Source organism: Nocardioides pyridinolyticus, from assembly GCF_054653575.1.
Map to the genome: position 1 here is coordinate 141,443 of NZ_BAAIFY010000003.1, position 14,239 is coordinate 155,681.

General features: G+C 67.5%; 14 protein-coding genes. All 14 read left to right on the forward strand.

The features are described from left to right. Nucleotide 1 precedes the first annotated feature (1 nt). The 14 genes from ACYQ0U_RS04240 to ACYQ0U_RS04305 all read left to right on the forward strand — a co-directional run bounded on the left by ACYQ0U_RS04240 (nucleotide 2) and on the right by ACYQ0U_RS04305 (nucleotide 14,190). On the forward strand, nucleotides 2–1,219 hold the full coding sequence (locus tag ACYQ0U_RS04240) for an XdhC family protein (protein WP_459969763.1): 1,218 nt from the start codon (nucleotides 2–4) through the stop codon (nucleotides 1,217–1,219). 77 nt (nucleotides 1,220–1,296) lie between these two features. Continuing rightward, a complete protein-coding gene (gene tcuA, locus ACYQ0U_RS04245; RefSeq protein ID WP_459969765.1) occupies nucleotides 1,297–2,763 on the forward strand; it encodes an FAD-dependent tricarballylate dehydrogenase TcuA in 1,467 nt (488 codons plus the stop codon). A gap of 595 nt (nucleotides 2,764–3,358) precedes the next feature. Continuing rightward, nucleotides 3,359–3,955 (forward strand): DUF1989 domain-containing protein, encoded by a 597-nt coding sequence (locus tag ACYQ0U_RS04250; protein ID WP_459969767.1) that lies wholly within the window; start codon nucleotides 3,359–3,361, stop codon nucleotides 3,953–3,955. A gap of 846 nt (nucleotides 3,956–4,801) precedes the next feature. Further along, nucleotides 4,802–5,104: a Dabb family protein gene (locus tag ACYQ0U_RS04255; protein ID WP_459969769.1), complete on the forward strand. Its 303-nt coding sequence runs from the start codon at nucleotides 4,802–4,804 to the stop codon at nucleotides 5,102–5,104. Beyond that, nucleotides 5,101–6,018, forward strand: coding sequence for a cyclase family protein (locus tag ACYQ0U_RS04260; RefSeq protein ID WP_459969771.1), 918 nt, complete (start codon nucleotides 5,101–5,103; stop codon nucleotides 6,016–6,018). Before ACYQ0U_RS04255 ends, ACYQ0U_RS04260 begins: the two co-directional genes overlap by 4 nt. Next, nucleotides 6,018–6,863 (forward strand): nitrilase-related carbon-nitrogen hydrolase, encoded by an 846-nt coding sequence (locus tag ACYQ0U_RS04265; RefSeq protein ID WP_459969773.1) that lies wholly within the window; start codon nucleotides 6,018–6,020, stop codon nucleotides 6,861–6,863. Before ACYQ0U_RS04260 ends, ACYQ0U_RS04265 begins: the two co-directional genes overlap by 1 nt. Further along, nucleotides 6,860–7,579 carry a DsbA family oxidoreductase gene (locus ACYQ0U_RS04270; RefSeq protein WP_459969774.1) on the forward strand — a complete coding sequence of 240 codons (720 nt, stop codon included), beginning with the start codon at nucleotides 6,860–6,862 and terminating at the stop codon, nucleotides 7,577–7,579. The genes ACYQ0U_RS04265 and ACYQ0U_RS04270 overlap by 4 nt, the downstream gene beginning before the upstream one ends. A gap of 74 nt (nucleotides 7,580–7,653) precedes the next feature. Beyond that, entirely contained in the window at nucleotides 7,654–9,549 is a 1,896-nt protein-coding gene (locus ACYQ0U_RS04275) for a PAS domain-containing hybrid sensor histidine kinase/response regulator (protein WP_459969776.1), read from the forward strand. After that, on the forward strand, nucleotides 9,546–10,214 hold the full coding sequence (locus tag ACYQ0U_RS04280; RefSeq protein WP_459969778.1) for a response regulator transcription factor: 669 nt from the start codon (nucleotides 9,546–9,548) through the stop codon (nucleotides 10,212–10,214). The genes ACYQ0U_RS04275 and ACYQ0U_RS04280 overlap by 4 nt, the downstream gene beginning before the upstream one ends. A gap of 260 nt (nucleotides 10,215–10,474) precedes the next feature. Further along, entirely contained in the window at nucleotides 10,475–10,849 is a 375-nt protein-coding gene (locus ACYQ0U_RS04285) for a Rieske 2Fe-2S domain-containing protein (RefSeq protein ID WP_459969780.1), read from the forward strand. Between the two features lie 39 nt (nucleotides 10,850–10,888). Then, nucleotides 10,889–12,106, forward strand: a complete 1,218-nt coding sequence (locus ACYQ0U_RS04290; RefSeq protein WP_459969782.1) for an aromatic ring-hydroxylating oxygenase subunit alpha — start codon at nucleotides 10,889–10,891, stop codon at nucleotides 12,104–12,106. After that, nucleotides 12,099–12,461 (forward strand): hypothetical protein, encoded by a 363-nt coding sequence (locus ACYQ0U_RS04295; protein WP_459969784.1) that lies wholly within the window; start codon nucleotides 12,099–12,101, stop codon nucleotides 12,459–12,461. Before ACYQ0U_RS04290 ends, ACYQ0U_RS04295 begins: the two co-directional genes overlap by 8 nt. Beyond that, the gene (locus tag ACYQ0U_RS04300; RefSeq protein WP_459969786.1) at nucleotides 12,454–13,212 is read left to right on the forward strand and encodes an SDR family NAD(P)-dependent oxidoreductase; all 759 of its coding nucleotides are present in this window, start codon (nucleotides 12,454–12,456) and stop codon (nucleotides 13,210–13,212) included. The genes ACYQ0U_RS04295 and ACYQ0U_RS04300 overlap by 8 nt, the downstream gene beginning before the upstream one ends. 30 nt (nucleotides 13,213–13,242) lie before the next feature. After that, nucleotides 13,243–14,190, forward strand: coding sequence for a PDR/VanB family oxidoreductase (locus tag ACYQ0U_RS04305; protein ID WP_459969788.1), 948 nt, complete (start codon nucleotides 13,243–13,245; stop codon nucleotides 14,188–14,190). Nucleotides 14,191–14,239 lie beyond the last annotated feature (49 nt).

Sequence of the window (14,239 nt, forward strand, 5' to 3'; positions counted from 1 at the left end):
GATGCGTGAGGTCCTCGACGAGCTGCTCGCCTGGTGGTCGGCTGGGGATGTCGTCGGTGCAGGAACGGTCGTCGAGACGTTCCGCTCGGCCCCCCAGCCGCCCGGGGCGACCATGCTCGTCGGACCTGACGGCACGGTGGTGGGGTCGGTGTCCGGGGGCTGTGTGGAAGGCACCGTGTACGACCTCGCCATCGAGGTGCGAGAGACCCGAGAAGGAGCACTGCACCGGTTCGGCGTCTCCGAGGACGAGGCGTTCTCCGTGGGGCTCACGTGCGGCGGAGAGATCGCGATCCTCGTCACCGCCATCGACAAGACGAGCTTCGCCGACTTTGACCGGTTCGTCGCCGACGTCGAGGTCGGCCGGCCCGTGGCGCTGGCGACCATCATCGAGCACCCCGACCCCGCCCGCGTCGGTCGACGGCTGGTGCTGCGGCCGGATCACCCCGACTCCACCGCGGCGATCGCCACCGGTGGCACCGCGACGGGCGACCTGGGCAGCGACCGACTCAGCCAGGCGGTCCTCGACGATGGCCTGGGCCTGCTCTCCGCCGGTCAGGACGGTGTCATCGAGTACGGCCCCGACGGGCAACGGCTCGAGGACGGATGTCGCGTCGTCGTCTGCTGCTTCGCGCCCGCTCCGCGCATGATCGTGTTCGGCGCCATCGACTTCGCCAGGTCCATGACGACAGCAGGGCGCTTCCTCGGCTACGACGTCACCTTGTGTGATGCCCGTCCGGTCTTCGCCACTCCGGAGCGGTTCCCCGACGCCGATCGGGTCGTCGTGGACTGGCCCCACCGCTACCTGGCTGCCGAACGGGACGCCGGCCGTCTCGACGCGCGCACGGCGCTGACGGTACTCACGCACGACCCGAAGTTCGACGTGCCCCTCCTCGAGGTGGCGCTCCGGCTGCCCGCGGTCGGCTACGTGGGCGCGATGGGGTCGCGGCAGGCCCACGAGGACCGGCTGTCCCGGCTGCGGGAGGCAGGTGTGACCACCGCCGAGCTGACGAGGCTCCGCTCGCCCATCGGGCTGGACCTGCGCGGGCGCACGGCGGCCGAGACGGCCATGAGCATCGGCGCGGAGATCGTGGCCACCCGTTGGGGTGGCACCGGCGCTCCACTCACCTATGTGAACGGAAGCATCCATCAGCATGCAACTGTGGATGCTGACGGACAGGCTCCAGCGCAGCAAAGCAGGCGAGCACACATTTACGCCTGAAATAGGTCAACAAATGGCTTGTACTCTGCGCTCCTGCTGCATACAGTTGTATCCAGACGATACGAGAGGCGGCAACAATGTCGAAGCGAGTCATTGTCGTAGGCGGGGGCAACGCGGCCCTGTGTGCGGCACTTTCTGCCCGTGAGAACGGCGCGGACGTCGTGGTGCTCGAGCGCGCCGAGGGCGACCTGAAGGGCGGGAACACCGCCTTCACCGCCGGTGCGATGCGCGTGGCGTACGAGGGGGTCGACGACCTGCTCACGTTGATGCCCGAGCTCACCGAGGACGAGCTGGCGATCACCGACTTCGGCACCTACTCCGCCTCGGACTTCTTCGACGATCTCGCGCGCGTCACTGAGTACCGGACCGACCCCGAGCTCGCCAGTGTCCTGGCCGACGAGAGCCTCCCGACGCTGCAGTGGATGAACAAGCAGGGCGTACGGTTCGTGCCCATCTACGGCCGCCAGGCGTTCAAGATCGACGGCCGCTTCAAGTTCTGGGGCGGACTGACCGTCGAGGTCTCCGGCGGCGGTCCCGGCCTCGTCGACGCGCTGACCAAGGCGGCCGCCAACGCCGGCGTGCAGGTCGAGTACGGCGCACGCGTGCTCTCGCTGATCGCCGGCGACCAGGGCGTGACCGGCGTCAAGGTGCGCCAGAACGGCGTGACCCGTGAGGAGCACGCCGACGCGGTCATCCTCGCCAGCGGCGGCTTCCAGGCGAACACCGCCTGGCGGACGCAGTACCTCGGCCCGAATTGGGACCTCGCGAAGGTCCGCGGCACCCAGTTCAACACCGGCGACGGTCACAGCATGGCGCTCGGTATCGGCGCCAGCCCTGCCGGCAACTGGTCCGGCTGCCACGCCGTGAGCTGGGAGCTCAACGCTCCCGAGTTCGGCGACATGGCCGTGGGCGACCACTTCCAGAAGCACAGCTACCCGTGGTCGGTGATGATCAACGCCGAGGGCAAGCGGTTCGTCGACGAGGGCGCAGACTTCCGCAACTACACCTACGCCAAGTACGGCCGCCGAGTGCTGGAGCAACCGGGCCAGTTCGCCTGGCAGGTCTTCGACAGCAAGGTCAGCCACCTCCTGCGGGACGAGTACCGGATCAAGCAGGTCACCAAGGTCACCGCGAACACCCTCGAGGAGCTCGCCGAGAAGATGGACGGCGTGGACGCCGCAGGCTTCCTCGCCGAGATCCGCGCCTACAACGCGGCTGTCAACCAGGACGTCGCCTTCGACCCGAACGTCAAGGACGGCCGCGGGACCACCGGTCTGGCTGTCAACAAGTCGAACTGGGCCAACACCATCGAGGACGGGCCGTTCGAGGCCTACGGTGTCACGTGCGGCATCACCTTCACCTTCGGTGGTCTGCGCATCAACACCGATGCGCAGGTTCTGGACACCGACCAGCGCGTCATCCCGGGTCTGTACGCAGCGGGCGAGATCGTCGGCGGCGTCTTCTACTTCAACTATCCGGGTGGATCGGGTCTGACGAACGGTTCTGTCTTCGGGAAGATCGCCGGCGCTAACGCGGCCTGCTGATCGCAGCCGGCCATGGGAGGGCATCCATGTCGACAAGTGCAGCGACATCCGATGGGGTACGGGGGAGACAGCCCACGACGTACTGGTTCACCGCATGCCAGTTCGTCGTCCGCACCGAGGCGGAGGGTCACCCGCGGCAGGCTGCCTCCAGGGCGCACGCCAAGGAGATGGGGACGACGCTGACGGCGTGCGGGCTCGAAGCCACGAGCTGGCACCGCCTCTGGGAGGTGCCGTTCGCCGTGGCGAAGGTCAAGGACCGCTGTCCGCAGTGCGTCGCGATCTGCGCCGAAGCGCGACCGTCGGACCGCGGGTCGGTGCTCGCACGCGCCCACGGACAGTCGAGGAGCAGACCAGAGGCGAGGGATGACCCGCAAGCGACGAACCAGCGCAGCGGGGTACGCCCGCTGGGAGCGCCCGCGCGACCGGATGGGCGCGCTGACAGACGCTCGCGGGAGGCCACCGACTGGGAGCCCTCGCCGGAGTGGGACAGCCGGCCTCGTACGAGAGACGTCCCTGCCGACGTACAAACGACCCAAGGAGATTCACGTTGATTCCCACTGAAGCTCTCACTGGCCCGTCCGTCGTCTTCGACGAGGTGCTCCCCGCCAAGCAGGGCACCGCGTTCGAGATGGCCGCGGGCCAGGTGCTGCGCATCGTCGACGTCGAGGGCCAGCAGGTGCCAGACCTGCTGTGCATCAATGCCGCGGACCATGCGGACAAGTTCTCGCCGCCGAACACGCAGCTGCTCAACCAGACGATCTTCCTCAAGACCGGGCACCACCTGTACTCCACCCGAGCCAGGCAGATGATGACTATCCTCGAGGACACGGTCGGCGTCCACGACGTGATCAGCGGGGCTTGCAGCGCGGCGACGAACGAGTTTCGTTACGGCGTGCGCGGGACGGCGAGCTGTCGTGGCAACTTCGAGAAGGCGCTCGCGCCGTATGGCATTTCCGAGCCTGAGATCCCGTACAACTTCAACATCTTCATGAATGTGACGGTGTCAGCTGACGGTGCAACCGCGATCGAGGAGTGCCCGAGCAAGCCGGGCGACCACATAGACCTGGGTGCGGACATGGACCTCATCGTGGCGATCTCGAACTGCCCGCAGTCGCGCAATCCGTGCAACGGCTGGAACCCGACCGCACTCCGCCTGATCCTGCACGAGCCGGAGGCTCGGACCGGCGTCTGATGGGTCATCTGCACCGGTGCGGCGCCGTGGCTATATCCGGCCGTCCTCAGCGCGCCCATGCCGCGGCCGCCGTGCTGTTGCGCCCCGGATGGTCGGCGCCGTCGTCGCGGCAGCGGTCGTCCACCGCTGACGGCCTCTGCGCGGCCTGCCCGAGGTCCCCGGAGGCTTCCGCCTCTCCGCTCGCGCTCGCGGTCGAGGGCCTCGGCTGGCTGTGCGTCAGGAGTTGGCGCTGCTGCTCCGGCACTGGTGGCCGCTCACCCAGGTAGGCGTCGTGCCGAGCCGTTCGGGTGGCCGTTCGGGTCGCCGCGCCGTGGTCAACGCGCTCGTCGTCGACGTCTCGGAAGCTCACGCGAGCTCCCCGGGGTGAATCCCATGCCGATGGTCGCAGGGCTGGCTGGACGACCTCACCTACGGAGCAGGCCTCTGGTTTGCGGCAGCTCGTGACCGCAGTCTGGGTAGCTTGACGGTGCGGCGCCTTGGCGGGCGTCGGGGCGCTTCGGCTGTGCTGTGCCCCGCCCATTCGGCGACGCAGAAGCCGCCGCCCCAGGCGACGAGGGAGCATGTCGATGAGTCGGTCTGGACGCCCTCCGAACCATCGGAGCGAGACCGTCCGCTCTTTCGGGTAGGCGCTGAGCCTCGTCAGCTCCGGTTCGTATGGGTGCTACCAAGTTGCTGACAACTCACCGCTCCCCGGACTGTCCCCCGGTCGAGCGGTGATGACGTCGCGGAGCCGCTGGTCGCGCCGGTGATCCTGCGATCGGAGGATGTCGACTCACCCCGCCCGGGCTCCACTATCTCAGCGAGGGCGGTCGCTCGGTCGCTCCAGGGTGAGATAGGAGATTTCTCTTGATCCGACACGTCTTCATGTGGCAGCTCGCGGATCCGAACGATGCGGACCGGGTCCTCGAGCTACTGACACGTCTCTCGGATCGGCTGCCCACCCTGCGCAGCTGGGAGCTCGGCTCCCACGCCGGCGAGCCCAACGAGAACGGGGACCCGTGGGACGGCTGCCTCATCTCGGACTTCGACGACTGGGAGGGACTGCGCGAGTACTCGGAGGACCCCTTCCACATGGAGATCGTCGAGGAGCTCCTCCCGTTGGTGAAGTCCCGGGCTGTCGTCGACTTCATCCGCGAGGGCGACGCATGAAGGCCGACATTCAGGTCGCGTCGAGTCCCTACGGCCCCGACGACCAGCTCGGGGCGCTGAACCAGATCACCGCGGCCATGCAGGCCTGCGCTCTGGAGCGGGCCGACGCGGCCCGCATCTACGACCTGAGCATCGACTACTTCGTCGGCATGCCGAGCTTCCAGGCCGCCGGCGACCCGTCCTACCAGATCTACATGAGTCACACGCCGGACGGAACGGTCGTGGACAACCTCAACGGTGTGGGGGCCGACGTCAATCAGCGGGTCTGCTACTCCGGCGACGTCATCTTCATGTACACGCACACCGGGACCCACATCGACTCGCTGAACCACTTCGGTGTCGACGGGAAGATCTACAACGGCTTCTCCGCGTCGGAGCATCTCGGGAGTCGGAGCTGGACGAAGGGTGGGGCCGAGCAGATCCCGCCGATCGTGGCGCGCGGCGTCCTGCTCGACATCGCCCGGTTGAAGGGCGTCGACTGCCTTCCCGACTCCTACGCGATCACGGTCGACGACTGCGTGGACGAACTCGCCCGGACCGGCCTGACGCTCAAGCCCGGAGACGTCGTTCTCGTGCGGACCGGTCGCATGCGGTACTGGCCGGACGGAGGCCGGACCCTCGGCAACCCGCCGGGGCTGTCCCTGGAGGCCGGCAGATGGCTGACGGGTCAGGGGATCGCGGTCATCGGAGCCGACCAGGAATGTGTCGAGGTCGGACCTTCGCAGCACGAGGACAACTGGCTGCCGGGCCACTGCCACTTCCTGGCTGAGGCCGGCGTGCCCATGCTCGAGCTCGTCAACCTCGAGGAGCTGTCGAAGGACGAGGTCAACGAGTTCTGCCTGATCGCTGCGCCGATCCGCCTCCGCGGAGCCACCGGATCGCCGATCCGACCTCTGGCGATCCCCTTCCGCTGATGGCCGTCCTGGACGTCCGTGTCCTGCAGGTCCAGTTCGACGACACCCGCGAGCCCAGCGATCAGCTCGACCGGGTGGCGGCCCTGGTCGCCGCCCAGGGAGGGGCCGACCTGGTCGTGCTGCCCGAGCTGTGGCTGCACGGCGCGTTCGCTCCCGAGCACTGGACGCAGACGGCGCTCTCCGTCGACGGACCCGAGATCTCGGTGTTGGCGGCTGCTGCCCGCCGCGCGGGAACGTACCTGCACGCCGGCACGTTCATCGAGCATTCGGGAGCGGGGGGCGGCTCGGGCCCCCCGTCTCGTCGCCTGTGGAACACCGCTGTGCTCCTGAGCCGCACCGGCGAACTGATGGCGAAGTACCAGAAGATCCATCGATTCGGCTTCGGCGCGGGGGAAGCGGAGCTCATCGAGGCCGGCGTGGACGTCGTCGCGGCGGAGCTCGAGGACAGGAACGGACAGCCTCTCTGCACCATTGGGCTCGCCACCTGTTACGACCTGCGCTTCCCCGAGATGTTCCGCGGACTCATCGACCGCGGCGCCGAGGTGCTCGTGGTCTCAGCCGCGTGGCCGCTGCCGAGGGTCGAGCACTGGAAGACCTTGGGCGTGGCCCGCGCCATCGAGAACCAGGCGTTCATGATCCAGAGCAACGACGGCGGCCGGCACGGGGGCCTCGACATGGGCGGGCACAGCCAGGTCGTCGGCCCCACGGGCGAGGTCATCGCGTCGGCTTCCCGAGGGACGTCGGTGTTGAGCGTCGAGCTCGATCTCGGCGCCGTCGCCACCATCAGACGGGAGTTCCCGGTGCTGGGGGACCGGCGCCTCGGGGTCGAGCGGGTGGGCACATGACCGAGCTCAAGGAGCAGGTGGGGCAGACGCTCGCGAACGATGCTGGAAATGTCATCACGGTCTGGTCCGACATCGGGTGCCCCTGGGCGACGCTGGCGCTTCACACGCTCCGACAGGAGATCCGCAGGGCCCGGGTCGATGTCCTCATCGACCACCGGACCTTCCCGCTGGAGTGGTTCAACGAGCGACCGACGCCGAAGCCCATCACCGACGCAGAGCTGGTGGCGATCGCGGGACTCGTCGGCGGTCTCGAGTGGAGGTCGTGGTCCGCACCGGAGTCGACCTTCCCGGTCACGACGCTCCCGGCTCTGGAAGCGGTGCAGGCGGCGAAGCACCCACGTGCCGGCGGACTCAAGGCGAGCGACGAGCTGGACGAGGCACTTCGCAGGGCCTTCTGGGTCGACCATGAGTGCATCTCCGTACTGCCCATCGTCTATCGCGTCGCGGCGTCGTGCGACAGCGTCGACCTGGACGGCCTGCGCTGGGCGATGGCCACGGGACACGGCCGCCAGGCCGTTCTCGAGCAGTGGCCCGTGGCCCAGCGCGAGGAGGTGGTGTGCAGCCCCCACTTCTTCACCGCGCGGGGTGTCAGCTCCAGCAACCCCGGCGCGCAGTACACTTGGACGGGCGGTGCCGAGGCCGGATTCCCTCGCCTGGTGTCCTACGACCCGCAGTGGGCCGCCGAGCTCGTCGACAGCGTCGCCGGCCGCTCCTAGGCGGAGGTTCGGGTAGTGCGACGACTCCGAGGAATCGCTCCGGATTCAGAACAATCCGCGTATCTTGAGCGCTGATGGTCGACTTCCGAGAGGTCTTCGAGGCCCTACCGTCGGCGACTGCGCTGGTGCAGTCGCAGTATCGAGGCGGGTCGACGGTCGTGGCGGTGAATCCCGCCTTCGTCCGGCTCACCAGGAGATCCGAGGCCTCCATCGTGGGCGCGGACCTCGCCATGGTCTTGCCAGGCGTGAAGACCCGGACGGTCTCCCCCGGTCATCAGGCGAGCGAGCGCGGCCAGGCGTGGTTCATCGACGCCGAAGGACGTCGGATCCCGGTGTCGTACGAGATCGCGCACGGGCGATCGAGGGACGATCCGCTGATCGTGCAGGTGCGGGAGATCGACGCGTCGGTCCAGGCTGACAGCGCGGTGCGAGCCAGCGAGAAGCTGCTGGAGGACATCGCCGACAACGTCGGGGCCTTGATCTATCTCAAGCGTGCCGACGGGCAGTACCTGTTCGCGAACCGCCACTACGAGGAGCTCCTGCGCCAGCCTCGCGGCGTCATCGTCGGGAAGACCGACCCGGATCTGTGGCCGCAGCACATCGCCGACGTCTATGCCGCCAATGATCGAGCGGTGTTCGCTGTCGGCCACCCGATGGAGTTCGAGGAGCCGATTCCCACGGAAGACGGGTGGGGGATGTGGCTGTCACTCAAGTTCCCGATCTTCGACGCCGACGGTGCCGTCTACGGCGTCGGCGGGATCTCGACGGACATCAGTGCCCGCACGCGGGCGCAGGCCGCCATCCGCGAGGCCCGGGACGAGGCGGAACGCGCCAACCGGGCGAAGGACGAGTTCCTGTCCCGGATGAGTCACGAGCTGCGTACCCCGCTCAACTCGATCCTCGGCTTCGGGCAGCTACTCCAGATCGAGGGTCTGCCGTCGTCGGCAGGGACGGACCTGGACCACATCGTCAAGGCAGGTCGTCATCTGCTCGCCCTCATCAACGAGGTCCTCGACATCTCGCGGGTCGAGTCGGGCACCCAAGCTCTGGTCATCGAACGTCAATGCGTCTGTGACTCGATCGGCCAGGCCTACGAGATGGTCCGCCCCCTGGCTGCTGACCGCAGCGTGGAGCTCGTCATGGACCTCCATGACTCGCTCGAGCGTTACGTGATGGCAGACCGCCAGAGATTGACGCAGGTCATGCTCAACCTGCTGGTCAATGCGGTGAAGTACAACCGGCCGGACGGTGTCGTCACGGTCACCACCGAGGTCGAGGACGAGCAGCACCTCCAGATCCTGGTGACGGACACCGGGGTGGGTATCGCGCCCGAGGATCTCGAGCGCGTCTTCGTGCCCTTCGAGCGCGTGGCCGATGAGGACGTCGAGACGGAGGGCACCGGGCTGGGCCTTGCGGTCGCGCGCAGCCTCGTGTCGGCGATGGGGGGTGAGATCGGGATCAAGCGATCGCTGCCCGGGCGAGGCACGGAGTTCTTCGTCCGGCTTCCACTGTCGAGTGCGCCCGACGGGGATGAGTGCGCGTCCCAGAAGCTCCGGGACGCGCAGATCCAGCACACAGCGGATCTGTCGGGTCGGACCATCCTGTACATGGAGGACAACCTCGCGAACCTGGAGTTGGTGCGTAGGATCTTCGACCGCAACGGCGCGCCCCACCTGATCACGGCTACTCACGGACAGACAGGCGTGCGCCTGGCGGTTGCGCACCGACCGGACATGATCCTGCTCGACCTCCATCTTCCCGACCTCGACGGTTCGGAGGTCTTGAGCCAGCTGCGCGCCGACGAACGGACGCGTCCGATCCCGGTGGTGGTGCTGTCGGCAGACGCCACCACCGCTCGGCGCAAGCAGCTCCTCGCCTCGGGTGCAGTTGACTACGTGACCAAACCGATCGCGGTCGAGGGCTTGCTGGACGCCGTGCATCGAAGCATCTCTGTGGGAGGCCGGCGATGAGCGATCGGGAAGCTTCGCAACCGAGGAGCGGAATCGAGATCGTCGTAGCCGACGATCATCCGGTGTACCGCGACGGCCTCATCCAGGCACTCGCGAGACAGGACGGTATCGACGTGGTCGCCGAGACAGGGGACGGCGAAGAAGCTCTCCGTCTCATCCAGCGCCTTCAGCCTGACATCGCGTTGGTCGACCTGCGCCTGCCGTCGCGGGACGGCATCTCGATCGCGGAGGCGGTCAAGGACTCCGAGGTGCGGACGCGCACGATGATCGTCTCCGCGTTCGAGGACGCCTCCACGATGTACCAGGCGTACGACGCGGGCGCTCGGGCCTACGTCACGAAGCATGCGTCGCCCTCCGTCCTGTGCGAGGCGATCGTCTGTGTCTTCGGCGGGCAGATCGTCTTCCCCGAGTCGGTGCGACCCGGGCTGAACGAGGCCGATCGACTGCAGAGAGCGCGAACCGCCTCGACCGGGGCCCTCTCCTCCCGCGAGCACGAGGTGCTGGTCCTGATCTCGCAAGGTCGGTCAGCGCCCGAGATCGCCGAGATGCTGTTCCTGAGCGTCACGACGGTGAAGACCCATCTCCAACACATCTACGACAAGCTGGGCGCCTCCGATCGGGCTGCCGCAGTCGCCACGGCCGCTCGCCGAGGCTTGCTGGACTGAGCATCCGCGCGTCGGGCGGAGGAGGGCCCGGAGCGCAGCGCACCCACGGGTCCTCTCCTGCCCGCCCGCGGTCTCTCGAGGCGCTCGATGCTGCCCTCGGCCCGGGGCGTCGGCCCTCGTGCGATCTCACCGACCACTGACCGGATCCGCCGTCCTGATCGTGCGATCGGAGGATGTCGGCGGCCCGTCCCGGGGACGCAGGATCACACCAAGAGCGGTCGCCGGTCGCTGAGGAACGGTCCTTCGAAAGGATTGCTGAAATGCGTGTCGCTGTGGGGCCGTTCGAGGAACTCCCGACGGGAGCGCTCAAACGCATCACCGTGGAGGGCCTGCCCCCGCTAGTGATCGGCAACGCTGACGGAACGGTGTTCTGTCTGAAGGACGAATGCAACCACGGTGAGGCGAACCTGTCCGAGGGGGAGCTCTGCGGCTTCGAGCTCCTGTGCCCCTTGCACTCCGGGTCGTTCGATGTGCGCTCGGGCAAGGCCGTCAAGCGACCGGCGAAGCGTCCGCAGATCCGCTTCGACGTCGAGGTCGACGACGGCATCGTCTATGTGCGCTCCGGCGAGGACGCCGACGCCGGTCGTCTCGAGCAGGCGGCAGGCAGCGTCACGGCCGGACGCCCCGAACTGTAACGACATTCGATCTGTGCCAACCCGGAGAGAGGATCAACGATGACGACTACGGACGACACGAGGCTCGCCAACGAGCCGTCGGTCATGGAGGACGTGAAGAGGTGGAGCCGGCGAAACGCCGAGCTCGGAACGGCTCCGCTGACGGTCGACCGCTTCATCTCGGAGGAGTGGTTCGAGAAGGAGCGGACCGAGCTCTTCGCGAAGAGCTGGATCAACCTCGGCAGCGTTCGCGACCTCGAGGGAGCCAACTCGTTCTTCACCCGCGACATCATCGTCCTCGACAAGCAGGTCGTCGTGACGATGGACGCCGAGGGCGAGGTCCGCGCGTTCCACAACGTCTGTTCCCACCGCGGCATGAAGCTGATGTGGGAGGACTCCGGCACGTGCCCCGCTGCCATGGTGTGCCGATTCCACGGTTGGGCGTACAATCAGGACGGTAGCGTCAAGTCGGTCCCCGACGAGGGCGAGTTCCACTTCGAGTCCCGCGCCGACATCGGGCTGGTGCCGATCCGCACCGAGGTGTGGAACGGGTTCGTCTTCGTGAACTTCGACGACGCCGGGACCACGACCCTGCGCGAGCACCTCGGGGCCCTCGGTGAGAAGTTCGAGAACTTCCCCTACGACATCCTCCAGCTCGACTACCGCTACGAGATCACCGAGCGGGCGAACTGGAAGGTCGCGATCGACGCTCAGAACGAGATCTACCACGTCCCGATGCTGGCCCCCGTGCACCGCTTCCTGGCGCAGGGCGCGTTCGCCTCGAACGACGACGGCTACACCAGGCTCAACGACTTCTCCCGCCTCGGTCTGCACACCCGGTACACGTCGGTCTCCGAGGACTACGACGAGACCGCCTTCTCGCAGGCCCTCATCGACGGGAACCCGGGCTGGAACGCGGAGCAGCTGCTGCCGCTCGACGACCCGTTCGAGTTCCACGTGCTGTTCCCGAACATGGTCATGTCGTTCTTCGGCAACATGATGTTCACCTACAACTTCTGGCCCCTCGACGTGAACAACGTCGTGTGGGAGATCCGGCTGCACTTCCCGAAGCCGGCCAACCTCGCGGACCTCGTCTCCCGGGAGTTCGGAGCCAAGCGCTTCCGTGACCTCCTGTGCGAGGACAAGACCGGCCACGAGGCCATTCACCGCGGGTGCGAGTCCCAAGCCCGACCGCACATCTTCCTCGGAGACCAGGAAGTTCAGATCCGGGCTTTCCACCGCAGCGTCGACGACTACCTGGAGGGCAAGCGTGCCTAGTTCGACTGTTGGCTTCCCGGCGGGATTCGAGGAGCTCGCCGAGTTCTCCGACTGGTGTCTCAGCAGGGACAGCGACCGGATCGCGAGGCGTCTGGACGCTCCCTTCCCGGAGATGGTCGCGTTCTACGACGGGGTGCTCCCGCACGTGGCCCGGGCGATGTCGTACTTGGCGACGCGCCCGGTCGAGAACCCCTCCCTCGAGGACACGAACCTCGTGAACCTCCTCAAGACCATGGCGGAGATGGCGAACGCCGTGGAGATCTACCACCAGGGAGCGATCCCCGACGCCGGTGACCTTCGCCTGTACGTGAGCACGATCGACCAGGATCTCCTCGGCAGCGACACTCATGGCTGAAACCTTCGGCTTCGCCTTCGTCACCGGCGGTGGCTCAGGCATCGGGCGGGCAAGCGCCGTGGCGCTTGCCCGCCAGGGCCTCCCCGTGATCGTCGCCGACCGCGCGGAGGACGACGCCGCGACGACAGCCGATCTCATCCGCCAGGACGGGGGCGAGGCGACGCCCGTCAGCGCCGACGTGACCGCGATCGACGAGCTGCAGCGCGCGGTCTCGCGAGGGATCGACCTCTACGGTCCGCTCGCGGCCGCCGTCAACAGTGCCGGGATCCAGGGTCAGATCGCCCCGGCCGCCGAGTGCGCTCCGTCGAACTGGGACGCCATCATCGGCGTCAACCTGACGGGGACCTTCCTGAGCATGCAGGTCGAGCTCGAGGCCATGCTCCGGCACGGCTCCGGCTCGATCGTGAACGTGGCGTCCAACTTCGGCCTCGTCGGCCAACGCGGGATGCCGGCGTACTGCGCGAGCAAGCACGGCGTGATCGGGCTGTCGAAGTCCGCGTCGCTCGACTACGCGACCAGCAACATCCGCGTGAACGTGGTCTCCCCCGGGCCGATCGGGACCCCGCTCCTGGACAGCTTCGTCGGTGCGAACGGGTCGCACCTGCTCGACGCCATCAAGGAGTCCGTCCCCATGGGTCGCGTGGGCACGGCCGACGAGGTGGGGGAAGCCATCGCCTGGCTCGCCGGCCCGTCGGCGTCGTACGTGACCGGCGCCGTCCTGACCGTGGACGGTGGTTACGTTGTCCCGTAGCCTCCGCCCGTCCGGCGACGGCTCGGCTCGATGAAGTCGAGCCGGAACCAGCTCACCGTCGAAGTGGCCCACCGGGAGTTGATCGCTCACGATGTCGTCCAGCTGACGGTGCAGGACACCGACGGAGCTCCCTTGCCCTCGTGGTCGCCGGGCGCGCACGTCGACGTCTACCTCCCAGGGATGCTGCGCCACTACTCGTTGTGCGGGGACCCCGACGACCGGACGTCGTACGAGTTCGCGGTCCTCTTCGAGCCGGCAGGTCGCGGGGGATCGAGATATGTGCACGAGCAGCTCGACCTCGGCTCGCGGATCCAGATCGGCCGTCCCCGCAATCACTTCAAGCTGATCGACGCGCCGGGCTACGTCTTCGTCGCCGGGGGCATCGGGATCACCCCGATCCGCGCGATGGTGAACGCCTGCGAGCGCTCCGGCAAGCCGTGGAGGCTCTACTACGGAGGTCGCCGCCGCGCTTCGATGGCGTACTTCGACGAGTTCTCAGGGATGGACGGCCGGGCCCACCTGCTTCCGCAGGACGTGCATGGTCTCTTGAAGCTGTCGTCGATCCTCGCCGAGGCGCCTGCGGACCATGCGATCTACTGCTGCGGTCCCGAGCAGCTTCTGCACGCCATCGAGGAGGTCGCCCTCTCCATCGGCCGCGAGGTCCACGTGGAGCGGTTCGCGCCCTCGGTCGCCAAGCACCAGCCGGATGACCGACCGGTGACGGTCGTGTGCGCGGAGAGCGGCCAGACCGTGCAGGTCGGGCCTCAGGTGACCGTCCTCGACGCTCTCATCGCGGCAGGGGTCGACGTGAACTACGACTGCCGGGACGGAACGTGCGGAACGTGCGAGCTCGAGGTGGTCGAAGGGGAGCCCGATCATCGAGACGCCATCCTCTCGCTGACCGACCGACTCTCGGGAAATGTCATGTATCCGTGCGTATCCAGAGCGAGAGGTGAGCGGCTGATTCTCGACGTCTGAACCAGCGTCATCGGTTCAGTGGAAGTGACCTACGCATCTTTCCAGTTAT